Origin of the sequence: Rhodococcus sp. NPDC056506 (assembly GCF_042794945.1) — a bacterium.
Classification (GTDB): Bacteria; Actinomycetota; Actinomycetes; order Mycobacteriales; family Mycobacteriaceae; genus Rhodococcus_F.
In genome coordinates, this window is record NZ_JBHTSW010000005.1 from 70,097 (window position 1) to 95,346 (window position 25,250).

20 protein-coding genes are annotated in these 25,250 nt (G+C 62.9%); 12 read left to right on the forward strand and 8 right to left on the reverse strand.

The annotated features are described in order from the left end of the window. Positions 1-2 precede the first annotated feature (2 nt). The 3 genes from recD to recC are packed head-to-tail and all read right to left on the reverse strand — an operon-like array spanning position 3 to position 8,470. Positions 3-1,871, reverse strand: a complete 1,869-nt coding sequence (gene recD / locus ACFQ6H_RS06945; protein WP_378644920.1) for an exodeoxyribonuclease V subunit alpha — start codon at positions 1,869-1,871, stop codon at positions 3-5. Further along, positions 1,868-5,185 (reverse strand): UvrD-helicase domain-containing protein, encoded by a 3,318-nt coding sequence (locus tag ACFQ6H_RS06950; RefSeq protein ID WP_378644922.1) that lies wholly within the window; start codon positions 5,183-5,185, stop codon positions 1,868-1,870. Before ACFQ6H_RS06950 ends, recD begins: the two co-directional genes overlap by 4 nt. Before the next feature lie 3 nt (positions 5,186-5,188). Next, positions 5,189-8,470, reverse strand: a complete 3,282-nt coding sequence (recC, locus tag ACFQ6H_RS06955; protein WP_378644925.1) for an exodeoxyribonuclease V subunit gamma — start codon at positions 8,468-8,470, stop codon at positions 5,189-5,191. Positions 8,471-8,567: 97 nt separating this feature from the next. Between recC and ACFQ6H_RS06960 the strand changes: the two genes are divergently transcribed. The 4 genes from ACFQ6H_RS06960 (at position 8,568) to ACFQ6H_RS06975 (ending at position 12,183) form a co-directional block, all read left to right on the forward strand. Next, positions 8,568-9,401 carry an ABC transporter ATP-binding protein gene (locus ACFQ6H_RS06960; RefSeq protein WP_378644928.1) on the forward strand — a complete coding sequence of 278 codons (834 nt, stop codon included), beginning with the start codon at positions 8,568-8,570 and terminating at the stop codon, positions 9,399-9,401. Further along, entirely contained in the window at positions 9,398-10,228 is an 831-nt protein-coding gene (locus tag ACFQ6H_RS06965; protein WP_378448887.1) for an ABC transporter permease, read from the forward strand. The genes ACFQ6H_RS06960 and ACFQ6H_RS06965 overlap by 4 nt, the downstream gene beginning before the upstream one ends. Further along, on the forward strand, positions 10,225-11,022 hold the full coding sequence (locus ACFQ6H_RS06970; protein WP_378546509.1) for an ABC transporter permease: 798 nt from the start codon (positions 10,225-10,227) through the stop codon (positions 11,020-11,022). The genes ACFQ6H_RS06965 and ACFQ6H_RS06970 overlap by 4 nt, the downstream gene beginning before the upstream one ends. Before the next feature lie 78 nt (positions 11,023-11,100). Beyond that, on the forward strand, positions 11,101-12,183 hold the full coding sequence (locus ACFQ6H_RS06975) for an ABC transporter substrate-binding protein (protein ID WP_020968444.1): 1,083 nt from the start codon (positions 11,101-11,103) through the stop codon (positions 12,181-12,183). 12 nt (positions 12,184-12,195) lie between these two features. On the opposite strand, the gene ACFQ6H_RS06980 is transcribed toward ACFQ6H_RS06975, so the two are convergent. Further along, entirely contained in the window at positions 12,196-12,795 is a 600-nt protein-coding gene (locus tag ACFQ6H_RS06980; protein ID WP_378644931.1) for a TetR/AcrR family transcriptional regulator, read from the reverse strand. Positions 12,796-12,913: 118 nt separating this feature from the next. Between ACFQ6H_RS06980 and ACFQ6H_RS06985 the strand changes: the two genes are divergently transcribed. After that, complete coding sequence (locus ACFQ6H_RS06985; protein WP_378644933.1) at positions 12,914-13,858, forward strand: alpha/beta hydrolase family protein; 945 nt, start codon at positions 12,914-12,916, stop codon at positions 13,856-13,858. A gap of 16 nt (positions 13,859-13,874) precedes the next feature. On the opposite strand, the gene ACFQ6H_RS06990 is transcribed toward ACFQ6H_RS06985, so the two are convergent. Continuing rightward, positions 13,875-14,087: a hypothetical protein gene (locus tag ACFQ6H_RS06990; protein WP_378644936.1), complete on the reverse strand. Its 213-nt coding sequence runs from the start codon at positions 14,085-14,087 to the stop codon at positions 13,875-13,877. A gap of 95 nt (positions 14,088-14,182) precedes the next feature. On the opposite strand from ACFQ6H_RS06990, the gene ACFQ6H_RS06995 reads away from it, so the two are divergent. After that, positions 14,183-14,617: a cupin gene (locus tag ACFQ6H_RS06995; protein ID WP_230814803.1), complete on the forward strand. Its 435-nt coding sequence runs from the start codon at positions 14,183-14,185 to the stop codon at positions 14,615-14,617. Here the strand turns inward: ACFQ6H_RS06995 and ACFQ6H_RS07000 are convergent. Continuing rightward, on the reverse strand, positions 14,606-15,811 hold the full coding sequence (locus ACFQ6H_RS07000; protein ID WP_378644939.1) for a cytochrome P450: 1,206 nt from the start codon (positions 15,809-15,811) through the stop codon (positions 14,606-14,608). The two genes, ACFQ6H_RS06995 and ACFQ6H_RS07000, sit on opposite strands and share 12 nt — an antisense overlap. 139 nt (positions 15,812-15,950) lie before the next feature. On the opposite strand from ACFQ6H_RS07000, the gene ACFQ6H_RS07005 reads away from it, so the two are divergent. The 3 genes from ACFQ6H_RS07005 (at position 15,951) to ACFQ6H_RS07015 (ending at position 19,689) form a co-directional block, all read left to right on the forward strand. Continuing rightward, the gene (locus ACFQ6H_RS07005; protein WP_378644942.1) at positions 15,951-16,811 is read left to right on the forward strand and encodes an SDR family oxidoreductase; all 861 of its coding nucleotides are present in this window, start codon (positions 15,951-15,953) and stop codon (positions 16,809-16,811) included. Then, complete coding sequence (locus ACFQ6H_RS07010) at positions 16,808-17,536, forward strand: acetoacetate decarboxylase family protein (protein WP_042920495.1); 729 nt, start codon at positions 16,808-16,810, stop codon at positions 17,534-17,536. Before ACFQ6H_RS07005 ends, ACFQ6H_RS07010 begins: the two co-directional genes overlap by 4 nt. A 95-nt stretch (positions 17,537-17,631) precedes the next feature. Beyond that, entirely contained in the window at positions 17,632-19,689 is a 2,058-nt protein-coding gene (locus tag ACFQ6H_RS07015) for a neutral/alkaline ceramidase (protein ID WP_378644946.1), read from the forward strand. An 81-nt stretch (positions 19,690-19,770) separates the two neighbouring features. On the opposite strand, the gene ACFQ6H_RS07020 is transcribed toward ACFQ6H_RS07015, so the two are convergent. Further along, entirely contained in the window at positions 19,771-20,967 is a 1,197-nt protein-coding gene (locus ACFQ6H_RS07020; protein ID WP_378546489.1) for an MFS transporter, read from the reverse strand. Between the two features lie 143 nt (positions 20,968-21,110). On the opposite strand from ACFQ6H_RS07020, the gene ACFQ6H_RS07025 reads away from it, so the two are divergent. After that, positions 21,111-21,557, forward strand: coding sequence for a MarR family winged helix-turn-helix transcriptional regulator (locus ACFQ6H_RS07025; protein WP_003945852.1), 447 nt, complete (start codon positions 21,111-21,113; stop codon positions 21,555-21,557). Here the strand turns inward: ACFQ6H_RS07025 and thrS are convergent. Beyond that, positions 21,554-22,771 (reverse strand): threonine--tRNA ligase, encoded by a 1,218-nt coding sequence (gene thrS, locus ACFQ6H_RS07030; RefSeq protein ID WP_378644947.1) that lies wholly within the window; start codon positions 22,769-22,771, stop codon positions 21,554-21,556. The two genes, ACFQ6H_RS07025 and thrS, sit on opposite strands and share 4 nt — an antisense overlap. Before the next feature lie 330 nt (positions 22,772-23,101). Between thrS and ACFQ6H_RS07035 the strand changes: the two genes are divergently transcribed. Next, a complete protein-coding gene (locus ACFQ6H_RS07035) occupies positions 23,102-24,376 on the forward strand; it encodes a DUF445 domain-containing protein (RefSeq protein WP_003945674.1) in 1,275 nt (424 codons plus the stop codon). Between the two features lie 2 nt (positions 24,377-24,378). Next, positions 24,379-25,203 carry an Abi-alpha family protein gene (locus ACFQ6H_RS07040; RefSeq protein WP_378644949.1) on the forward strand — a complete coding sequence of 275 codons (825 nt, stop codon included), beginning with the start codon at positions 24,379-24,381 and terminating at the stop codon, positions 25,201-25,203. The last annotated feature ends 47 nt before the right edge of the window (positions 25,204-25,250 follow it).

Genomic DNA, 25,250 nt, shown 5'->3' on the forward strand with positions numbered 1-25,250 from the left:
TTTCACGGCCCGTCGTACGGACGGATCTCACGACGCAGTCCACTTGCCCTGAGCACCTGCCGCTGAACTCCCGCCCTCACGGAATCCTCGGTGCCGATCACTCTCACATGGTTTCTGGCACGAGTGATCGCCGTGTACAACAACTCCCGGGTCAGCAGTGACGACGCTTCGGCCGGCAACATCACCGATACCGTGTCGTACTGGCTGCCCTGGCTCCGGTGAATCGTCATCGCGTAGACGGTCTGCACCGACGAGAGTTGGCTCGGGTGAAGCAGAAACGCATCACTACCACGCTGGAAGGCGGCAATGGGAACGCCATCCTCACGCTGCACGATCACCCCGGCGTCCCCGTTGTAGATCTTGGCCTCGTAGTCGTTGGCCGTCACGAGCAGCGGCTGGCCCGGATACCACCGCGTCGGGTCCAGGAATTGTCCTGATGCCGTGCCGACCCACTCCATCGCCTGTTGCGCCCACCGCCCGACACCGTACGGCCCGTCACGATGGGCGCACAGAAGGCGGTGCGATTCCAGGCCTTTCAGTGCGCCGATCGCATCACCCACTTCAGCCGACGCCGTCACCACCTCTGAACTCGCGACGATGTCGGCGCGCAGTGCGTCAACGTCCTCGGGCGAATGGAAGGAGACGGCAGGATCGCCACTACGCAGGATGCGCAGAACCTCAGCGGAATCTCCAGCTCGAACTGCCCGGGCCAACAGGGCGATAGTTCCGTCGAAGCGGCGTCCACGGGAGAGTTGAATGATCCCGCCCCGCAGACGATCCTGTTCATCCGTACTCAGCGCCTCTTCGGAACCAGTGGCCGTGAGATCGTCACCCACCAACTGCGTCAGCGCCGGATTTCCACTGACTTCTACCGGGCGGGCGACAAGATCAGCAAGAACAGCGCCAGCGTCGACGGACGTCAACTGATCGGGATCGCCGACGAGCAGTAGCCGGGCATCGGGGCGAACGGCCTCGAGCAGGCGCGCCATCAACGTGAGCGAGACCATCGACGTCTCGTCGACGACGACCACGTCGTAGGGAAGCCTGTTGGTGGCATTGTATTTGAAGCGACTCGAACTCCCCCGCTGCCAACCGAGCAACCGATGCAACGTCATCGCCGCGAGTTCTTTAGGAAGGCCAAGGCTCGCTGTCTGCTCACGAACGGACTCCTGCAGCCGTGCTGCGGCCTTACCCGTCGGTGCGGCCAGTCCGATGCGGGCGTTCGATCCCAGCTCTGCCGACAGAAGCGCGAGAATACGTGCGACCGTATGGGTTTTGCCGGTTCCGGGCCCACCGGCGATGACCGTGGTCCACTGTGTCGCGGCGAGAGCAGCGGCTATCCGTTGACGATCAGGTGCGGTGGTCGGACCGTTCTCGTCGGCGAACAACGAATCCAGTCGCGCTCGGACGGCTTTCACGTCGGCGGGTGGCCAGGTGGACGCACGCTCACCGAGGACTCGCCGAATCGTCTGCTCCTGCAGAAAGTATCGATCGAGGTAGAGAAGCTCGCCGTCATCCGTGTCGACCAACCGGAGCGGCCTGAGCGGGCCGGCGTTGCCGCCGATCACCAGAGGGCTCAGGCGAAGGGCAGCAACAATCTCCGACGGTTCGGGCCACGGCAACGAGGTAAGTTCTTCTTCCGTCGCGTTGTCGACGCTCACATCACGCATCCGTCGCAGATCGAGGCACACCGAACCTGATCGCACGGCCCGGACCGCCAACGCTGCGGCCAGCATCACCTCGTCCGACGTTTCACCGCCCAGGCTGCACACCCGCGTCGCGACATGGACATCGGCGGCAACCAGCACCCCAGCTTCGTTGAAGATCCGCACAATCCCTTTGGCGCGCTGCGCCAGTTGCGCCTCGGTCATCGAGCCCTCTCCCCTGCTGTGTGGGACGCATCAAGACCTGCCAGCAGATCCGACAGTTCGACTGTCAACTGAGCAGGCGGCTTCCATTCGAAGACACCGCATTCCGGAGGGCTGTCCGGGCCGAGCATCCCACGCACGAATTGATACTGAGCGCCGCCGAGATGACGGTGCGGATTGTAATCAGGCAGTCGCCACCGCAGATACCGATGCAGTGCAACCGAATACAGCAGCGCTTGCAGCGGATAGTGAGAGCGCATCATCTCCGTCGCCATGAGTTCGCGCGTGTAGTTGGCAGCCGTCAGATCACCGCGGCCGATCCTGTTGGTCTTGTAATCGACGATCACGAACGACGGGCCCGGGATCCGCAAGACTGCGTCGATACTGCCCGTCAGGAATCCGCGCATCGGTGGCGTCTCGACACGGTCCAGATAGTCGGCGTACGACGCCAGAATGTCGTCCGTAGGAAGGTGGCGCCTCAACAGTTCCGACACTCCGCGAAGTGTGACATTCATCGACACCGGATCATCGCCGCCGGCCAGTGGGAGTTCGAAATCGAGTTCGGGAAGTCGATCTTTCGGCGCGATCGTGGCCAAGGTTCCGAATCCCAAGGGAGTCTGCATCACCAGATACAGCGCATCTGCGAGTGCTTCCGAGTCCACGTCGGCCGCCCGAATCGAGACCGCCTCGGCGCAGCGCATCCCGAGTTCCGCTCTCAGATCTGCCGCAGCCGTGTCCACCACCTCGAGCACTTCATGCACCAGTGTGCCGAATGCGGCGCCCGCAGGAAGTCCGTTCATCGGTGAAGGCAACGCCTCCAGTGGGGAGGGGGCGACGGTCCCGATGTCTACGGAATCGTCCGGCTCGTCGTCCTTTTCGGGATCCTCGACTTCACTGTCGGTGGTCGTGACCGCGTGGTGAGCTCCGGCGGTGAGTGCCGAGTACGACGTACGACGCCACAGAGTGTCCAGGTCTCGACCGAAACGCGCCGCGGCCAGTTCGGACACATCCGCGGCTGCTCTGGACCACTGGACGGGCGAGGGCGGATGTGGACCAACTGGTTCCACCGAGATCACGTCGGACGCTGCTGCCGGCCAGGTTGCGAGACGTGCTGCGGTTGTACCGTCGTCGAGCACCTTCACTACCCGAGCAGGTTCGGCGATGCCGGGTGTACGTCCGAGCATCAACCGGTGCAGTGGCGAGCGCGAGGTCCCGTAGCTTGGCGCCCACCAGAGCACTAGTTGGCACTGCGCCCGGGTCAGCGCCACGTACAGCAGCCGCAGTTCTTCGCCCGCTTCTTCGGCCTCCGCAACAGTCTTTCTGGCGTTGTACCCCGGTCCTTCCTGCCCACCGACGTCGAGGATGCGGCGTCCCTCCGGGTCGTGCAACAGTTGCGTCGGCGAGTTGAAGCCGCCCACGCTCTCCCAACTGAACGGGACGTAGACGATCGGGAACTCGAGCCCTTTGGTGGCGTGCACCGTCGCGATTTGCACTGCGGCAGCGTCACTGTCGAGGCGACGGCTTCGGTCGGTGGCACTCCCGGACGTCGGGTCTTTGATCCGGTCGGAAAGCCAGCGAACCAGTGCGCTCAACCCGAACGCTTCCTCGGTGGCGACGCGACCGAGAAGTTGTGCGACGTGCCGCAGATCGGTGAAATCTCGTTCGCCGGAAGGGGCCGCGAGTACACGCTTCTCCAGATTTGTTTCGGCAGAGATCCTTTCGAACACAGCCGCGAACCCGACGCGCGCAAACAACCCGGAGTAGGAGCGCAGTTGACCCGCGAGTTCCGCGACGACGTTGTCGCCGTCCGCGTCCAGTTCTTCGGAGGTGCGCCCGAAAATCGGGGAGAGGGCCGTCAACCGGACACGATCGGAGCGATGGGGCTGCTCGATCGCCTGCAGCAGCCACAGCCACTGCGTCGCACTGGGTGTCGCGAAAACACTGGACCCACCGGTCAGCACGGACGGTACACCTACGGCATCGAGCGCATCGCGAATCATCGCCACGTGCTTGTGGGTTCGTACCAACACCGCGACGTCTCCCGGTTCGACCGGGCGTGGATCACCGTCGACGGCCAATCGGGCATCGCTGCCCAGCAGACCGACCACGTCTGCTGCGACGTCGTCTGCGACACGACTGCGAAGTCTGCCGACTGCCGGAAATCCCGAACGATTGAGCGGGCCGGCTCCGGTTCGCGGTAGATGGCGCACACGCATCGGCACCGGCCCGGACAACCGAGACTTCTTGTGCGAAGCCTCCACCGGATGCGCGACGATGCCCTCGTTACCGAGTGCAGCGCCGCCGTAGAGGTGTTCGAGTGCCGCCAACAACCCTGGGTCGCTACGCCAATTGGTGGTCAACTCCTGGTGCGCATCCGCCTGCTTGACCGCATCGAGATAACTCAGGACTTCTGCCCCGCGGAACGCATAGATGGCTTGTTTGGGATCACCGACCAGGACCAGTGTGGTGTGTCCGTGGAAGGCCAACCGCAGAATGTCCCACTGCAACGGATCGGTGTCCTGGAACTCGTCGATCAGCACGACCTTGAACTTCTCGCGCACCCGACGGCACGCGACGGGGCCGTATTCCGGATCCGTCAATACACCGTGCAACAGCGTCAGCAGATCGTTGAAGTCGCGGATTCCTTTGATCCGCTTACGTCGTTCGACCTCGACACGAGCAGCAGCCGCGAACAGGACGCGCTGGCCGGGTGCGGTCTCCTCCTCGCCATCGGGTTCGAGAATTGCCTGACCATCGCCGACTGCGCTTCGCGCAATGGCGAGCGCATCCTTCGTGGAGAACGGTGGAGACGAGTCCGTCCGGCTGTAGCGGCTGAGGTACAAATCCGAGACGACCTCACTGATCAGGTCGTCGACCGATTCCACAAAAGTTGTGTCGGGCTCCCGTTCCCCGGCGATGCCGAGTCCGTCGAGCATCCGCTGACAGAAGCTGTGAGTGGTCGTGATGGTGCCGGCGTCGAACTCCGCGAGGGCACGCAGGAGTCGGCGACGCCGCACGCCGACTTCCTCGTCGTCAGCTGTGGCCAGGTCTTCCACCAGATCATCTTCCGACCGCCGGGCTGCCTCTGGGTCAACCAGTGCTGCGGACACTCCGGCGAACCGCTCCCTGGCACGCTCACGAAGTTCCTGAGTAGCAGCCCTGCTGAATGTCACCAGCAGAACTTGCGATATGTCAGCGAGACCTTCGGCAACGCAACGGGTCGCGAGTCCGACGATCGCGTAGGTCTTGCCAGTTCCGGCGCTCGCTTCCAACACCGTGGTACCGGTAGGCAGTGGCCCCAAAAGATCGAAGTCCACGGGTTACTCCGCTCTTTCGTTGGTCAGCAACGGATCCCACAGTCGTCGGGCGAGAACTCCGAACCGAGTCGGTTCCTCGGCCCAGACGAACTCGTCGTCCGATGGCGGGTCCGCCGCCAGCTCCGCAAGTGTTCGTGCTTCACCGAAAACGTAAGCGTTGCTTGGATCGATCATCTCGCCGTACTGTCCGGTCCACTGGGTGTCCGCTCCGTTTGTCGCATCGTCGACCGACTCGCCGCCGAAGCGTCGGCGCGCATATTCGGCTGAAGTCGCGGCCCACATCGGCAACGGGCGCTGCAGCCCCTGCTCCCGTAGGTCCACCAACTGCTTCAGGAGTTCGACGGCGTTACCCGGCGCATCGAGCACTGATCGCGCCGCTGCTATCTTTCCCCGACCCCGTCCGATGGACACTGCATCAAGCGCACCTGGTCGTCCGTGAGCTTTCAGGGCGAGCAGGTTGATCCAGACCGTCATCCGATGTTTGGGCGCCAGTGAGGAATACGACGCCCGAACCACGGAATTGCCGTGCACCCCGGTCACCGTTCCGGTGAGTCGGCGCCCGTCCCCGAGATCAATGTCGACGTCGACGGCCTCGGCGTCGCCGCGGAGGTGCGGCAAGGCAAGACCGGCAAGTTGGTCTACTACCCACTCGACGTTGCCCAGAACCGTGGCGCCCAGGTTGTACGGAGGCAAAGTACCGCGGCGCCACTCGGCTGCACGGAAATCTGCGGAGCTGCGACCAGCCAAGCGCGAGAGAAGCATTCGATCACCCAGAGCCCAGGTGGACAGTGGATCGAGCTCGGTTGCCAGCGAATCCGCGATGTCGTCGTCGAGTTCCGGAACCCGGACGCCGAGGCGTTGGCGCAGAAAACCACGGGCGGGGTGTACGAGGAAGTTCACCAGGTCGGCGAGGTTGACTTCCTTCGGATGCACCTCGGGTAGCTCGGCCGACAAGACTGTCGGCAATTCGACCGGTGTTCCGGCAGCAGCCCTCGCACCGGCCAGGGCTGCCGTATCAAAGCTGAACGGCTTGTCCGGTGAGAAGTTTCGATTGTCGAACGACTGCAACGGATGCCGTGTCAGCACTCCGTTCATCGCCTCGGGGCCCACCGTCGCGCTGAGTACGTCGAGGAGACCGCTGAGGGGGATCGCCGGCGGTCTGACGACACCGGTGACCGGATCGGCACCGGTATACAACAGCAACAGGTGCTCACCCGCAGACATCACGGCATCGAGAAGCAGTTGCCTGTCTTCACTGCGCAGATCACGCTCCCCCACAACGGGATCACGGGACAAGATGTCGTCACCGTCGACTCCACCGGTTCGGGGGAAGACCTCGTCGTCGAGCCCGATCAGCACGACGACGCGATGCGGCACCGAACGCATCGGAACCATCGTGCACACCGTCAGTTCGCCGGTTCGGAAATTGGCACGCGTAGGTCTGCCCGCGAGGCTGCGCGAGAGCATCGCGCGAACATCGGCCAGACGTAACACCGTCTCTCCGCCGAATTCGACAGCAGCTACCAACTCGCGGTGTGCCCCCGCGCTCTGCCAGGAATCGGCGGGCACTGTGTCGGTCAGCAGATCCAGAGCCCGCATCAGCACGCGAAGCCATTCGGCCGGCGAATGCGGGCCGGCAAGGTCGCGAAGCGAGACGGCCAGGCGATCGACGAATTCTGCGAAACGTCCACTCAGATCGATGTCGGTGCCGTCCACGTCATCGAGTGGCAGCGCGAGATCCAACCAGGCGTTTTCCGATTCGTCCGCGCTGACCCCCAACAAGATTCGGTCCATGGCGGTGTTGAATGTGTTCTGCGGAAACGCGTCGAGACCGAACGTGGCACGCTGGCGACTGCCGATTCCCCAGCGAGCACCCGCTTCCGTCGTCCACTCCCGCAATCTTTCCAACTCGTCGTCACCCCACGAAAAGCGAGTGCGGACAGGCTGAGTCGCAGCAAGGTCGAGAACCTCACTGGCTGTGGCCCTGCCGTCGGCCAATTCGAGCAGAGACCCGAGAACTGCAAGGACCGGATTGGTCTGACGTAATCCGCGGTCTGCCAGACGAACTCGCAGAAGGTGCCCGGGGTGACCATGGACACCCTGCCCGAATGCCGCACGAACCAAAGGTGAGTAAGTTTCGACGTCCGGGCACATCACGAGTACGTCGCGCGGCTGCAATGTCGGGTCGTCCTCGAACAATCGGAGCAGACATTCGCGGAGCACCTCGACTTGCCGTGCCGGCCCGTGGCAAGCGTGGACCTGAACTGTCCCATCGGGTTCCGCTGAAGCGCTGGGAGCACGATCTGCGATGACGTCGGCTTTGACCGTCGCCAGGAGGGATTTCGGGCCGGCTGGTTCGGGAAGATGCACCGACTCGAACTCGACGGCACCGAGGCTGATCTGTAGTTCACGAACGTCGCGAGCGAGGCTCGACAGCAACGGATTGGCAGATATCAAGGCCGACCCGTCCTCCGAACGTCGGATCTCACTCTCACTTCGAGGTGGAATGCGCGAGCTCATCTTGTTCCACAACGCGGGGCTCGGATGCGGGAGCCAAACGTGCACGTCCCGATGCGCGCTCAAGGCGCTCAAGATCATTCGCTGATCGACCGGCAGACGTGTCGGCCCGAAGACCGACAGGCGTTCCGGCAGGTCGACCAAGGCCGGATCCTCGACAAGAGTGCGGCTTACCTGCCCCAATCGCTCTGCGGGTCCCGGGAGGTCGATCCTGTCCGCGACGATGCACCACAGACGTGCCTGCCACTCGAAATCCTCCGAGAGCGGTAACCCATGCCCGTCCGTCAACCGCCCGGCTGCCCAGTCGATCAGCATCTGCGGGCGTTGCGCGGCATAGCTGCGGAAGAGTTCGGTGACGTGCGTAGCGGAGGCGAACCGTCGACCTTCACGATGGCCTTCGAGATGCTTCGCCAGGACGCCGCACCAGGGCTCGCCGAGGGACTCGTCGATCACTTCGAGAACCGTCCACACCAATCGTGTCGGCGACCATGGGTCGTCGTCAGCCGTGATTCCACTGACCGCGGCCACGGACTCTGCGACCAGGCGCGCGGGTGAAGGAAACGCGATGTTCGCAGAAATTCCGTCCACTGCTGACGGTCCGGACGTGCCTAGCTGGGAGGACAGCCGCTGATTGAGCCAACGCTCGACGCCCTTGGCCGGCACTGCGACAGTTTCGCGGGCGAATGGATCCGACAACGGTGTCCGGAGGAGCGTGGCCAGCGCCGAGACCAACGTGTCCGAACGCTCGGCCCGGTACAACTTCAGCAATCTTCGCTCCCCTCACTCCGTCCAGAGGTCCATCTCACCACGACGCTGTGACAGGACATGCCGAACCAGCCTCACGCAGCGGTGACGCGCAGGCAACATGACCGCAACCGGACGTTCGTACTGTGCGGGAATGACCAGTCCCACCGCCACACCTCGCCCCGCTGGAACCGGTCTCGACATCTCCGGCCTCGGCAAGACCTTCGAGATGGGTCGTCGGTCGGTGACCGCGCTGACCGACGTGTCCCTTCAAACCAGCGAAGGCTCTTTTCTGTCTCTGCTCGGGCCGTCCGGTTGCGGGAAGTCCACCGTTCTCCGCATTCTCGCGGGCCTCGATACTCCGACGTCGGGAACGGCCCTTGTCAACGGGCAGTCCCCCGCCGAGTTGCGCAAGCGTCGCGAACTCGGAATCGCGTTCCAGGATTCGGCTTTACTGCCGTGGCGGACGGTGACCTCCAACATCAAACTGCCGCTTCAGGTTGCCGGCATCGATCCCGACCCCGACCAGATCGCCGACCTGATCGCTCTCGTCGGCCTCGAAGGATTCGAGAAGGCCAAGCCCGCTCAATTGTCCGGCGGTATGCGTCAGCGTGTGTCGATCGCACGATCACTCGTCGTCAAGCCGAGCGTCCTACTACTCGACGAGCCGTTCGGCGCGCTCGACGACATGACCAGACAACGGCTCAACATCGAATTGCTCAGAATCTGGACCGAGAAGCCGGCCACCACGTTGATGGTGACGCACGGTATCGCCGAGGCTGTGTTCCTCTCGGACGTCGTCGCTCTCATGACGCCGCGGCCCGGACGCGTCCTCGAAGTCGTGCCAATCGACCTGCCGCGCCCGCGGACGCCCGAGATGATGCGGACACCCGAGTTCCACGAGATCCACGACTACCTCTCCGGACTGCTCTTCGGAAAAGCAGGCGTCGCATGACCATCACCGATATCGAGAACGTCGCGGCCGCGGCGGCGCAGCCATCAGCACCGCGCCGGATCCGATTGAAGCGTCCGACATGGTTCGGCGGTGCAGTCGGCATCTGCGGACTGATCGCTCTCTGGTGGATTCTCGCCGCCGCCGGTGTTGCGGGAGGCACGATTCCGACGCCGTGGGTGGTTGTGTCGACGATGTTCGACGACGGCTGGTCGCTGTACGGACCCAATTTCACCGTCACGGCGTCCGGTGCGCTACAGGGCTTTCTCTGGGGAAACCTGCTGGCGATCACGCTTGCCGTGCTTGTCGTTCTCATTCCACCCATCGAGGGGTTGGCCACGCAATTGGCAATCCTGAGCTACTGCACACCGTTGTTGGCGCTCGGCCCGATCATCCTGGTGGTCTTCGGCGGCCGGACCCCCACGATCTTTCTCGCCGCGATGTACTGCTTCTTCACCACGATGGTCGGCACGCTCGCGGGCCTGAGATCGGCAGACAAGACGAGCCTCGATCTCGTCGCCGCCTACGGCGGTGGGCGTTGGCAGAAGTTCACCAAAGTTCAACTTGTGAGCGCACTTCCGAGCACCTTTGCCGCCCTCAAGATTGCTGCACCCTCGGCCGTACTGGGTGCAATTCTCGGTGAGTATCTCGGCGGGGTGGACAGCGGGATCGGCGTCGCACTCACGGCCGCTCAGACGTCGTACAACGTCCCGCGAACCTGGGGTATGGCTATCGCCGCCGCCTTGCTCGCCGGCCTGGGATACGCCGTCGTCGCAGCGATCGCCCGACTCGTCACGCCATGGACCAGCGCTCCGGGAGCACAGAAATGACCGCGCTACGAGGAACATTGAGATTCCTCGCTCCCATTGCCATTGCCTCGGCGCTGTTGCTTGTCATCTGGGTGGTCTTTCTCAACGCCTTCCCCCAGGTGGGGCCGCGTGTAGGAAAGACGCCGGCCGACGTCTGGGAGTATCTGTTCTCCGGGCCGAAATCTGCCGATGCGCGTTCGGGCATCGTCGACAACCTGTTCATCACTCTGCGCGACGCCGGTGTCGGCTTTGCCGTCGGAATGACTGCTGCGCTCGTGGTCGCATCCATTTTTGTCGTTTCGCGTACTGTCGAACAGACTTTCATGCCCGTTGCGATGCTTCTACGATCTGTTCCTCTCGTTGCGATGACCCCGATCATCGTCCTGATATTCGGGCGCGGAATCGTGGGTGTGACGGTCATGGTTGCGATTGTGGTGTTCTTTCCAGCCCTCGTCATGATCATGGTCGGTCTGCGCGCTGCTCCGGCTCAGGCACAAGACCTCATTGCCGCGTACGGCGGGAGTCGTTGGACGGCACTGCGAATGGTGTCCGTACCGTCCGCACTTCCGGCGGTGTTCGCCGCCGCTAGGGTGTCCGTACCCGGCGCCTTGATCGGAGCACTGATCGGCGAATGGCTCGGTAGCGGCCAAGGTTTGGGTTCGAGCATGATCAAAGCCATTCCGCGCTATCAGTACAACGAACTGTGGGCATCGATCGTGGTGATCACCGTGGTGTCGATCATCCTCTACGCCGTGGTCGGAATCTTCGAAAGCATCGCTCTGTCTCGTTTCGGCCCCTCGGCGGGCAAGTCGTGACATCTGTTAACACGACCTCAACAAACTCTGTCTCCCAAGCAAACTGAACGAAACCGACTGGCCCTAGTGTTCCGATTCATGACGCCATTCAAGCCCGTCCGCCAGCTGGACCGCAGGGCCTTCTTCCGCTACTCCGCGCTGACCGGCATCGCAGTCGCCGGTAGTGCGTCATTGCTCGCGTGTAGCAGTGACTCCAGCAGTTCGAGTGGCGGAACCACGGACGACGGTTCCGAATTCGGAACAGTTGCAGTGCAGTTGTCCTGGATCAAGAACATCGAGTTCGCGGGCGAGTACTTCGCTCTCGACAAGGGCTACTACAAGGATGCAGGCTTCGGGAATGTCGACCTGGTGGCAGGTGGCGCAGCCGGCACCGGCGTCGAAGCCGGCTTGGACACCGGCAAGGTGTGGATCGGAATGTCCGCACCGCAGCTCACAGCCCCCGCCGTACTCGACGGACTGGAGGCAAAGATCGTCGGGGCGACATTCCAGAAGAATCCGTTTGCGATAGTCAGTTCCGCTGCGGCACCGATCAACTCACCCCAGGATATGATCGGCAAGAAGATCGGCGTCCAGGATTCCAATCAGCTCGTCTTCGGAGCGCTCCTGGCAGCAAACGGACTGACCGAAAGCCAGATGACGATCGTTCCCGCACAGTTCGATCCGAGCCCCTTGGCGAACGGCGAGGTGGACGGCTGGGTTTCCTACGTGACCAACGAGCCGATCACACTGGCCGCCAAAGGTTTCCCCAACGCCCACTTCCTCTTCGCGGACTACAACCTGCCGTTGGTCGCCGAATCGTTCACGGTTCTCCAGTCCACCATCGACAACGAGAGAGACAAGCTCAAGGCATTCCTGAAGGCCGAGATCCAAGGATGGAAGGATGCGGTCGCCGATCCGGCAGAGTCGGCACGGCTTGCCGTCGAGGTCTACGGCAAGGACCAGAACCTGGAACTCGAAGAGCAGATCAAGGAAGCCACCGCCCAGAACGATCTGGTGGTGTCGGCAGATACCAAAGCCAACGGGTTGTTCACGATGACACCACAACTGATCGAGCAGAACATCGCGGCACTGTCGAAGGCGGGACTGGAGATTACGGCGGACCAACTGTTCGACATGTCGATCCTCGAAGAGGTGTACGCAGAGAATCCGGAGCTGATCTGACTGAGCCGAGCGTCAGCGAACCTCTCGCGCGAGTACGCCCGAGATGAATAGTTGTACAAGGACCTCTGCCTTGTACCGGTCATCGGACCCAGCACCAATACAAAGGTTCCCGATGCCTTTGAGCACGTTGTACGCATCGACCCGCGAAGCAGTGCCAACGGACTCGAGCGCCGCCTCGAGGAGGGAGTCGCATACCGGGACGAGGCGGTCGACGAAGTAGGTGTGCAGAGCGTCGGACCCGGCGCTGTCTCCGTGCAGTGCGCCGGCGAGCCCATGCTTGGTGACCAGGAACTCCACGAACAAAGCCACCCATGCCCGCAAAGCCGCCTCGGGCGTTGCACTCTCCGCGAGCATCTGTGGGCCCGCGTCCGCACACGCCTCGACTTGGTGTCGGTATACGGCGACCACCAACTCGGGGCGCGTCGGGAAGTGGCGGTAGATCGTCCCCATGCCGACGCCGGCCTTCGCCGCAATCTCCCGCACCGGAGCGTCGACCCCGGACTCTACGAACACCGCTGCCGCCGCGTCGAGCAGCGCCTGCTCGCTCCGACGTGGGCGACCGACTTGCTTGGGAGACGCGACGCGCGACTGCTCGTCCTGCGCATCAGCCATGTGCACTCCTCGCTGACTCACGACATATGTTTGCATTACGGAACAACGCTCCGTAATGTTGCGGAGCGACGCTCCGATAACCAGTATCGCAGGGTGCAGCCTCAGCAAGGAACTTGCCATGACCTCATCAATGATCGACACGCTGAACGGCATCATCGGCGCCGGCACCCCGGTCGTCTCCGTTGCCCCCGTCGAGTTGTTCGCCCCCGATCGACCAGTCCCGCTGGAAGTACGTGTGTCTGCTCCGGCAGCAGGCACGAACCTCCCCGTTGTGGTGTTCTCCCACGGCAACGGGTGGAACCTCGATGGATACTCGCCGCTCACGGCATTCTGGGCATCCCACGGATTCGTGGTGATCCAGCCGACACATCTGGACTCGCGCCGGAACGGTTTCGGGTTCGACCATCCGGTGTTCCCGACGATCTGGACCGAGAGGATCGCGGATCTCACGCGCATCCTTGATCAGCTCGACACCATCGAATTTGCCGTGCCCGGACTTGCCGGCCGCATCGACCGCAGTCGAGTTGCCGCCACGGGTCATTCCTGGGGTGGGCAAACCGCTCAGTCGCTCCTCGGAGCACGGATCTTCGACGAGGCCGGCCAGGTCGGCCAGGACATGTCCGACAGTCGCGTCACCGCGGGAATCCTGTTCGCAGCAACCGGTCTCGGCGGCACGAACCTGCATCCGTTCGCGCAGGCGAACTTCCCGTTCATGCGCCCCTCGTTCCAGGAACTGAGGACGCCGACACTCGTCGTCGCGGGCGACCACGACCAGTCCAAGATGTCCAGCCGCGGACCTGACTGGTTCACCGACGCCTACACGCACGGCCCCGGAGCCACCGACCTCCTGACCTTCTACGGTGCCGAGCACGCACTCGGCGGAATCGTCGGATACGAAGTCGCCGAGACCACTGACGAGAACCCCGAGCGGGTCGCCGCCATCCAACGGATGAGTACTGCCTACCTTCGGACCGCGTTGCGCATCGATGAGACCAGCTGGCCAGCGGCCCGGGCCGCATTCAGCGACAACGCCGACCCGATCGGCCGAGTCGACACCAAGTAATGCGGCAGTGATCAACTCACTGGCCGAAGTTGAACCTGAGATTCGCATTTATCAAGGTGTTGAGCCGCTTTCGCATCCGCACGACCTCCGCCTCCGACGGTATCGGATCTTCGAGGAAGAGCGTCCAACGCAGCATCGTGCTGTTTCCGACCGCCTCGATGTCGAATCGGATGACGGCGTCGGGGCGGGCTGGCGGTATGGCACGAGCGTAACCGCCCCTTAGGGCCATACCTCTACCTTCACCCTGCAAGATCCACGAAAACCGGGATAAATCGGACACTGTCGGAGGACACTCAGGAGCACATCCGTCTGGGAGGGCCGCTCATGCGTAAACGTCATCAGGTTCTGCTTGCAGTGTCCGCAGCGATCGGGCTGTCTCTGACGCCGATCAATGCGTCGGCAACACCGAGCACGGGGGTGCACGGTGAAATCCTCGGGCAAGTGACTTTCGACGGCAAGGATTACATCCTGCGCCAGATCACCATCGACCCCGGCGGTTCCACCGGTTGGCACTTCCACGACGGGACGCTCTACGCACTGATCGCGCAGGGCACGCTGAGCCACTACCGATCCGATTGCTCCGTCGACGGGATCTACAGCGCGGGAAATACATTGATCGAACCCAGCGGTTCTGATCATGTGCACATCGGAAACAACTCTCAGACAACACCACTGGTTCTCGAGGTCATTTACGTCAATCCGGCGGGGAGCCCCCTCTCCGAAGACGCTGCGCCTCCCAACTGCCAACTACCCGGCTGACGGCGCCGAAGCCGTAAACCGCACCGGCATCGATTCGAGTCCGGACACGAAGTTTGCGGCGCGCCGCTGCAACGGTGCGTCGGTGGCAAGTGCCATGTCCGCCAGCCTGGCGAACAGTTGCTCGAACATGATCCGTCCCTCCAACCTGGCCAGCTGATTGCCCAGACAGAAGTGAGTTCCGAAGCCGAAGGCCACGTGTGGGTTCGGCGTGCGGCCGATATCGAATTGTTCGGCGTTCAGGAACACAGACTCGTCGAAATTTGCCGATTCGAAGAGCAGCAGCATCTTCTCTCCGGCCTTCAGCTGCGCACCGAAGAAATCGGTGTCACGGTTCAGGGTTCGAGCCATGTTCTTGATGGGCGAGGACCACCGCAGCATCTCCTCCATCGCCAACGGAATGGCATCGGGATCGTCGACCAGTGCTCGATGCTGGTCCGGATGGCGCAGCAACTGTTCCATGCCGCCGCTGAGCACGTGCCGTGTGGTCTCGTCACCGCCGATCAGGATCAGCAGGGATTCGTTGACGATTTCCTGATCGGAGAGGGCCTCGCCGTCGACCTCACTGTGAATCAACGTGCTCACCAAATCGTCGGCCGGCTCGCTCCTCCGCTCGGCGATGGTTCGCATCATGTACGCGGTGAAATCGACATACGCAGCCATCATGGCCTGCAGTTGCTCCGGGGAAGCGTTGCTTCCCAATGCCTTCACCAGATCGTCCGACCACCGCAGAAACATCGCGCGTTCCTCGGGGCGAACACCCAACATGTCACCGATGACGGCCATCGGCAGCGGTGCTGCCAGGTCTGCGACGAAGTCGGCTTCTCCCTTTTCACAGACGGCGTCGATCAGTTGATCGCAGATCTCCCGGATACGGCCGGCCTTGGCTTCGACCTTCTTACGTGTGAAACCCGCGTTGACCAAGCGTCGACGCATGAGGTGCTGCGGGTCGTCCATGTCGATCATCTGCGGCAACGGACCGGTTTCGGGGCGGATGCCACCGGCGTTGGAGAACAGTTCGGGATCCCGCTCGGCTGCAACGACGGCGTCGTAGCTTGCGGCCGCGGTGATGCCGTTGGCGTCGTCTCGATACACGGGCTCGTGATCGCGCATCCACGCGTACGCGTCGCGCACATTGCCGAGGTCTCCGCTGTAGAAGCGCCCGTCGATCAAATCGAAGGTCGGTCTGGTAGCCATCACTCCGCCTCTCGCACAACCCTTGCCTCAATAAGTAGAACCTGTTCCTATATAGCGTGGGGCGTTTTCACCGAAGCCGAACCGGAAAACCTCCAGAAGCAGCACGCGAGCCCGCCGGAGCAACGACCAGGAGACACGCATGGACGACGACACCGCCTCAGCGGGCATACCCACTTTCGCCGGCACATCGATACTGGTGACCGGCGGCGGTAGTGGCATCGGTCTGGGCATCGCGCGTTCGCTGGTTGCGTCCGGCGCTCACGTCACGATCTGCGGACGAAACAAGGAGAAACTTGATGCTGCCGCCGAATCGATCCGGCAGTCGAGTCCGGCAGGATCGGTCAGCGTCTCCCCTGCCGACGTCACGATCGAGACGGACGTCGTCGCCGCTGTCGCCGCGGCGGTGTCCGCCACCGGAAAGCTCGACGGAGTCGTGGCCTGCGCCGGTGGGAACGAAACCATCGCACCGGTCACGCAACTCGACGTCGACGCGTGGCGTCGCACCGTCGACCTCAACGTCACGGGGACCATGCTGACGATCAAGCACGGTGCTCGGGCGCTGGTGGCAGGAGGCGGCGGATCCATCGTCGCGATCTCGTCGATCGCCAGCAGCAACACGCATCGCTGGTTCGGCGCGTACGGCGTCTCGAAATCCGGCGTGGACCACCTGGTGCAGTTGGCGGCAGACGAACTGGGCGCCAGCAACATTCGTGTCAATGCGATCCGCCCGGGGCTGACCCGAACGGATCTTGTCGCGCTCATCACCGACGGTGGCCCCATCCTGGACGACTACCTGGCAAACACCCCGCTCGAACGCGTCGGCGAGGTCGAAGACGTCGCCGGACTCGCTTCCTTCCTCCTCGGACCGCAGTCCACCTGGATCACCGGGCAGATCATCAACGTCGACGGAGGCCAAATGCTGCGCCGCGGACCGGATTTCCGCTCGATGCTCGAACCCGTCTACGGCTCCGACGGACTCCGTGGGGTGGTAGCGCCATGAGCTACACGATTCTGGGCAAGAGGGTCGAGATGCCCGTCGAAGTTCGCACCGCGTCTGCCTTCATGGCGTTGTACTCGGTACCGAGCACAACCGCGCAGTCGATCATCGATTACACCGGCTTGACCGTGCTCCAGTACCGTCCCGGCCGGGCGCTGTGCGGCCTGGTTTTTGTCGACTACATCGACGGGGATCTGGGGCCGTACAACGAATTCGGAGTGACGTACATGGTGCGCAGCCACACTGCGCCTCCCGAAACCTCGGTGCTGGGAGATCTACGTTCGCTCGCTGCCGGAACTGCAGGGGCACTCATTCACGAGTTGCCGGTGGACGGCGAGTTCACCAAGGCCGCCGGCCGGGAAATCTGGGGATTCCCGAAGGTGCTCGCCGAGTTCGACACCGAGCACGTCGGCTCGGTCAAGCGCGGATCGGTCTCTCGCGACGGCAAACTCATCACACAGTTGAGTGTGAAATCCGGCGTCAGCGTGCCGGGCGGCGGAGCCAACATGTCGTTGGCCGCGTACTCACATCTCGACGGCGCCACCAGGTGCACGTCGTGGGACATGGCACCGACCGGCGTCAAATCGCGCCCTGGTGGAGCCGAGGTTCAACTGGGCAGTCACCCGATGGCGGCGGAGCTTCGGAAACTGGGACTCCCCCGCCGGGCCCTGATGACCACGACCATCAAGAACCTGGCGATGACGTTCGGGGAGGCCACAACAATCTGAGTGTCGGCTGACGGCACCCCTTTCGGTCACGTGTGACTCGGGCTACACTCCTGGACGGTTGACCAACTCGCGTCAGACCGCCCGAAAGGACACTCGTGCAGATCACCCGACGCACCGTACTGGCAGGCGCTGCCGCCGCACCTGCGCTCGCCGCTCTGTCGACGAACCAGGCCGTCGCAGCTTCGCCGGCACGCACCGTTTCACCCGCACGCACCGACAAGTCGTCGGCGTCACTGCAGGTGGGCGTCGGAATTTCCGACGTGACCGGACCCGTCGCCGAAGTCGGCATGATGGGCTACTCGAGCTTCGATCAACGCGCCGAAGGCCTGCACCAGCGAATGCGCGCACGCGCCTTCATCTTCGAGTCCGGCGGGTCGCGGGTCGCCTACGTGTGCGTCGACAACTGCATGATCTTCCAGTCCGTTCACGACGAGGTCCTGCGCCGACTGGCCGGGAGGTTCGGTGACATCTACGCCGAGCGCAACGTCATGTTGACGGCCATCCATTCACACGCGGCATGTGGTGGGGCCTCGCACAACTACGCGTACAACCTCGCAGTTCTCGGCTTCGAACTGCAGGTGTTCGAAGCCGAGGTCAACGGCATGGTCGAGGCGATCAGCGCTGCGCACGAGAACCTGGCGCCAGGCACGGTCCGTTTCGGGCGGTCCGATCTCACCGATGCCAGCGTCAACCGCTCGCGAGTGGCGTTCGACCTCAATCCTGAAGAGGACAAGGCCTACTACCCCGGCGGCAACGATCACCATATGCGTGTCATGCGGATCAGCCGGGGCAGCAAGGACATCGGAGCGATCAACTGGTTCGCCACCCACTGCGCCTCGCTCACGAACGAGAACCATCTCATCTCCGGGGACAACAAGGGCGCCGCGGCGTACTTCTGGGAGCACGACGACCAGGGCGTGCGCTACCTCGACGGCGACACCAGCTTCATTGCTGCGTTTCCGCAGACCAACAGCGGCGACATGTCACCCAACCTCTTCCTCGAGCCTGGACGCGGACCGACCGAAGACGAATTCGAGAATGCGCGCATCATCGGACTCCGCCAGGTAGCGGCAGCTCAAACTGCCTTCGATACGGCCTCCGACACCGTCACCGGTGGCGTCGACAGTCGGATCATGTACCTGGACATGGCAAATCAGGTGGTGAGCGGAAGATTCACTCCGGACGGGCGCGAGCACCGCACCGCTCCGGCCGCGATCGGCGCGGCAATGAGCGCCGGAAGCGTCGAGGACGGACCGGCAATCCCGATCTTCCCCGAGGGCACCCGAAACCCCATGATCGACGCCTTGGGCGGTATGGACGCTCCTGTGCCTCAATGGCTTCAGGATGCACAGGCCCCCAAACTCGTAGTCGTTCCGGTCGGCTTGCTGCCACCGGGCGGATGGGTGCCGAACGTACTCAAGATCCAGATCCTGCGGATCGGCCAGTTCTACATCGTCGGTGGCCCTGCGGAATTCACCATCGTCTCCGGTTTACGAGTGCGTCGAACCGTCGCCGAGGAGCTTGGGGTTCCCCTCGAGAACGTCATCTTCCAGGGGTACGCGAACTCTTACTCGAGCTACTGCACCACACCACAGGAATACGATTCGCAGCAGTACGAGGGCGGTTCGACGATGTTCGGCCGTTACACGCTGCCGGCCTATCAGCAGGGGTACTCCGCTCTCGCAGCCGCGATGCGCGACGGCACCGAACCTCCTCGCGGCCCCGCGCCCGCCGACCTGTCCGGGTTCCAACCCAGCTTCGGACCCGGCGTCGACTTCGACGAGCCTTTGCCGGGAACACAATTCGGCGATGCAACCGTCCAGCCCGGCGACACCTCACCGGGTGGGCAAGTTGCCGTCGAGTTCGTCACCGGCCACCCCAAGAACGACACTCACCGAAACGGGACCTTCTACGAGATCCAGCGCAATACCGGCGGATCCTGGACGCGCGTGGCCGACGACAACGACTGGTCCACCAAACTGCACTGGCGCCGGGTCGGGAGCAACGGCTCCGTCGTGCGCATCACGTGGGATGTTCCGGCCGAAACTCCGGCGGGTACGTATCGAGTCCAACACTTCGGCGCATCGAAGGCTCGGGGTAGCGGCGCGATCACGCCCTTCTCCGGGGTGACGGCCGAATTCCGCCTCACCTGACCCGCGTGAACGTATCGCTCCCCTTGTTGAACAAGGGGAGCGATACGTTCACGCGATGGGGTCAGAGCGCGGTGGCCAGGTTCAGGCGGCGCTCGGGTGCAGCGAGGTGCTCGGAGCCTGCTGCTCTGACGCTGCCGGGCGGTCGATCTTCGCCGCGACGATCAAGACCAGCAGACCGGCGACGGTGACTGCCGCTCCCATCCAGATCGGGGAGGTGAACCCGAGTCCCGCGGCGATGGTGATTCCGCCCAGCCACGCACCGAGCGCGTTGCCGACATTGAAGGCGGCAATGTTTGCACCTGAGGCCATGGTCGGTGCTGCCGACGCGTAGTTCATGATCCGCATCTGCAAACCGGGAACCGTCGCAAAACCAAAGGCGCCCATGAAGAACAGCGAGATCACGGTCATGACCTTGCTCTCAGCGGTGGCGGCGAACACGATCAGAACGACGGTCAGGATCGCGAGAATCCAGACCAGTGCCTTCGTCAGCGAGCGGTCGGCAGCCTTGGCGCCGAGGAAGTTACCGACGAACAGGCCCGAGCCGAAGAGGATGAGCAGCCACGGAACGCTGGACGTCGCGAATCCCGTTACCTCGGTGAGGGTGAAGGCGATGTAGGTGAAGGCTCCGAACATTCCACCGTAGCCGAGGATGGTGATGGCGATCGAGAGCCAAACCTGCTTGTTGCGGAACGCCCCCAACTCTCCGCGCAATCCGCCGCCGGTCGTGCTGGCGGGCGTCGTCGGGACAAGTGCTGCAATTCCGATCAGGGCGATGACGCCGATGACGGTGATGGCCCAGAACGTCGAGCGCCATCCGAGTTGCTGGCCCAGCAGCGTGCCGAACGGAACGCCGAGAACATTGGCGATGGTCAGGCCCGCGAACATCATCGCGATGGCGCCGGCGCGCTTGTTGGGAGCGACCATGTCGGCGGCAACCACCGAACCGATTCCGAAGAACGCACCGTGGCACAGTGCCGCGACGATGCGTCCGCCCATCATGACCTCGTAGGAGGGAGCGAGCGCGGACATCAGGTTGCCGATGATGAACAGCACCATGAGCGAGAGAAGGACCTTCTTGCGCTCGAAGCGGGTGACGGCAGCGGTCAGGAGGATCGCGCCGATCGCCACCGACAGTGCGTAGCCCGAGATCAGGTAGCCCGCGACGGACTCGGTGACCTCGAAGTCGGCCGAGACCTCTGGCAGGAGGCCCATGATGACAAATTCGGTGAGGCCGATCCCGAACCCGCCCATAGCGAGGGCAATGAGACCCAATGGCATCTCGATGTTCCTTTCACAGATTTACGCGTTAGCCGTTAGCGGGCGTGTGCATTAGTTGCAGGCGCGCTATAAATAGTTGCACGCGCGCGCAACATGCGCAAGCTGGTAACCTTGAGCGGCAGGAAACGGACAAGGAGAATCACATGGGGATCGCCGACGACGCCGTCGAAATCCGTTCGCAAGGGTGGCGCACGCTCGCAGCACTGCACGGCGCCCTCGACACCGAACTGGAACGCGCGCTCCAGCGTGAGCACAAACTGTCCGTCGTCGAATACACCGTCCTCGACGCGTTGAGCCGCCAGGACGGCTGGCACATGCGCATGGCCCAACTGGCTCGCGCTGCCGCACTGAGCAGCAGCGCCACGACGCGCTTGGTCAATCGACTCGAAGATCGAGGACTACTGACGCGCATCCTGTGCGCCGACGACCGTCGAGGCATCTACACGGAGTTGACGCCGGCCGGCCGCGAGCTTCTCGAAAGCGCACGGCCGACACACGACGCCACCCTCGAAGCCGCACTCGACGAGGCATGCAAGACACCCGAACTCGCGCCATTGGTGCGCGCCCTCCACGAGCTTCCCGTCGGCTAGAAAGCTGCCGGAAGCAGGGCACGCGCTTTGATGTCCGAGACCACCTGAGCGACAAACACACCCGCGTCGACGACCGCCCGCCCACCACGCGCGGGGACCAGAACGTCGACGGCACCGCCGTGCACCTCGTTGTCCCCGATCACCGCGATGTACGGGTCACGGTGAGTGCGTGCCTCGCGGATGCGACGTCCCAACGATCCGTCAGGCGCGATCGCCACTCGAACATCGCGAGCCTCGAGATCGGCCCGCAAACACTCGGCCTCAACCTGGTGCCGGTCGCCGACAGGCAGGATCGAGACTTGGTTGGGTGCCAGCCATGGCGGCATCCGCCCTTCGAACCTTTCGATCAAGAGCGCAGTCATGCGTTCCATCGACCCAAGCAAGCCCCGATGGATCATGACGGGGCGAGCCTTGGATCCGTCTTCCGCGGCGTACTCGAGGTCGAACCGTTCCGGTTGATTGAAGTCGAGTTGGACGGTCGAGAGTGTTTCCTCACGGCCGTGCGCGTCTCGCACTTGGACGTCGATCTTGGGACCGTAGAACGCCGCCTCCCCCTTCGCTTCCACATACTCGATCGAGCGCGCCTTCAGTGCTCCGCGAAGTTGATCCTCGGCGTCGGCCCACTGCTCGTCGGTGCCGAGGTACTGCCCGGTCCCTCTGATCGAGAGTCGGTACCCCCGTTCGGCAATCCCCAGAGTCGAGTAGCAGTCCTCGATCGCGTCGAGCACGACGATCACTTCCGATCGAATCTGCTCGCGACTGCAGAAGACGTGTGCGTCGTCGAGATTGATCTGTCTGACGCGGTTCAGTCCACTGAGAACTCCCGAGAGTTCACTACGGAACATCGAGCCGAGTTCACGAACGCGGAAAGGTAACTCGCGATAACTACGACCGCGAGCGGCGAATATCTGGGCGTGATGAGGACAGTTAGCCGGACGAAGGAGAAATGACTCTCCGCCTATCTTCATTTCAGGGAACATGTCGTCCGAGAACTTGGACCAATGCCCAGATCTCTCGTACAACTCTTTCTTCGCCATAACGGGGGTATAGACACCCCGGCAACCGGATCGCGCTGCTTGTTCGGCGGCGAACTTTTCGAGTTCGCTCCTGATGATCGCGCCGTCCGGTAACCAGAGTGGGAGGCCTGCTCCGACTATGGGGGTGGTGGCGAAAAACTCCAGGTCGCGCCCGAGTTCGCGGTGGTCAGCGCTCATGAGAGGTCTCCAAATCGTTCAAGGGGAGACGCACACGGAGCGACGAAACAGGAAAGCCCCGGGGCGATAACTCCCGGGGCTGAAAGGGTTCGGTCAGCAGTTGCTAAACGATGCGCCGGAAGAGAACCGGCGTCGTCGTGTTGTGCGCAATACTGACCATGTACGCGAGGTTACATCAACTTCCTACCCACCTACAGCCCGAATTGTCGGGCCTCTATGCTGACGCAACTGGGAAGGCGCAGCAGTAGCCAACGAAACACCCACGAAGAGCGAAGTTTCGGCAATCATGTCCGAACGTGAGGTTCTCGGATATGAGGAGGATGTGCGACGGTGCCGGACCACTTGCTCGAACAGTTGATCACCATTCCTTTGTTCACGGGAATCATCGGGTACATCACCAATTGGTCGGGCGTCCTGATGCTTTTTGCGCCGATCAACTTCCACGGGATCAAAGTGCCCGGCCTCAAACTGCTCTTCCCGTTCCTCCCCCGGCGCGTCCAGGTGATCCCGGCGATCACGAGCGACGGCCGATTCGGCTGGCAAGGCATCGTCCCCTCGCGGGCGGAGAAGATGGCGTCGATCGCCGTCGACAAATCCCTCGCGAAAGTCGGCAGCATCGCCGATTTCTATCGCGTCCTGGACCCGGACAGCATCGCCGAGCACTTGGTGAACATTTCTCGCAGTGAAGTGCGCGGCGTGGTCACCAGAATCATGACGGCCGAGAATCCTCAGCTCTGGCACAACCTTCCGACGTCGGTGAAGGAAGCCGTCTTCCGCAAAGTGGAGGACGATCTGCCGGCCAGCGTGCGCATGATCACCGACCGCATCGAAGAGGACATCGACGAGTTCATCGACGCGAAGCTGATGGTGATCCGCTACCTCTCTTCGCATCCCAAACTGCTCAACGACATCTTCCGCACGATGGGCAACAAAGAGCTCAGGTTCATGCAGAACTTCGGCTTCTACTTCGGATTCCCGATGGGCTTCGTGCTCGTCGGAATCCTCCATCTGGTTCCGCAGTGGTGGGTGCTTCCCATCGGCGGTGTGATCATCGGATACATCGTGAACTACCTCGGCATCACGATGATCTTCGAGCCGATCACCCCCAACCGTTGGGTGCCGTGGAGGCAGGGGCTCTTCCTGAAGCGACGCACCGAGATCATCGCCGGGTACGCAAAAACCCTCGCCGATCACGTCGTGACGCTCGAGAACATCGGCACCGAACTCCTCGAAGGTCCCCGCTCGGACCGAACGCGGCGGATGCTCGATCAGGTACTGCGCGAATCCGTCGACGACGCAGCCGGCTGGGCAAAGTCGGTGGTCAAGATGACCGTTGGTTCGCAGAGCTACAAGCGTCTGCCCGGCCTGGCCACCACCGAAGTGCTCGACCTGTACCCCAGGGTCTTCGAGGACGCGGAGTTCGCCGAGAACCAGTCGGAGAAGATTCGTGTCTTCGTCACCGAACGCATGAGCATCCTTTCACCGGAAGATTTCAGCGAACTACTACGCTCAGCCGTCAAGCAGGACGAGTGGCTGTTGTTCGTACACGGGGCCGTGCTGGGCTCGTTTGCCGGTTTCCTACACCTCGCAATATTCGGAGTATGAGCATGAGTGAGCACGACCATCGCATGATCGTCGAAGCGGAATCGTACGACTGGGCTGCGGACATCACGCCGGTCGAATCCGTCGAAAAGCGTCTGATCCGTAGCCTTGTCGGGCTGACCGCCACGACGACGCTCACGTCGATCAAGCTGACAGGGTGGGCTTTCGGAACGGCGAAGGAGGCGACGCGGCAGATCGTTCAGGCTGCCGCCGAAGCCGCGGCAGAGGCCGCTGAATCGGCCAATGTTCAATCGGAACGTCGGGCCGAGAACTCCAACGGAGACGGCTCGCGGACCGAGAACCTACGGGCGGCAATGGCAACTCGTACCAATCGCAAGCAGAGCGTCGAGGCCACTCTCGCGGCGCTGCGGGCACGCGGCGACAGGTTGCTGGACCGTTCCGCGGACGTGACCGATCGCGACGATCTGCACCCGGCCTACGACCGGATCCTCGACGAGATCGCGCCGGACGAAGCTCGAATTCTTCGGCTGTTGGCCACCTCCGGCGCACAACCGAGCGTCGACGTGCGCACGGCGCGGCCGTTCGGAGTCGGCTCGGAGATGATCGACGAGGGTCTGTCGATGATCGGAGAACTGGCGGGATGTCGACATCTGGACCGCATCAGCGCCTACCTGAACAACCTGCATCGGCTCGGTTTGGTGGCGTTCTCACGCGAGCCCGTCGAGGCCGACCGGTACCAGGTGGTCGAGGTGCAGCCGTCGGTGATCGAGGCGGTCAAGCGCGCAGGACGATCCAACAGGATTGTGCGTCGTAGCATCCTGTTGACGCCGTTCGGTGACGACTTCTGTCATACCTGTTTTTCGCTGTAGGGCCTCCGGCCCCGTGAGTGGTCAAGGAGCCCCTGGACTCCTTAACC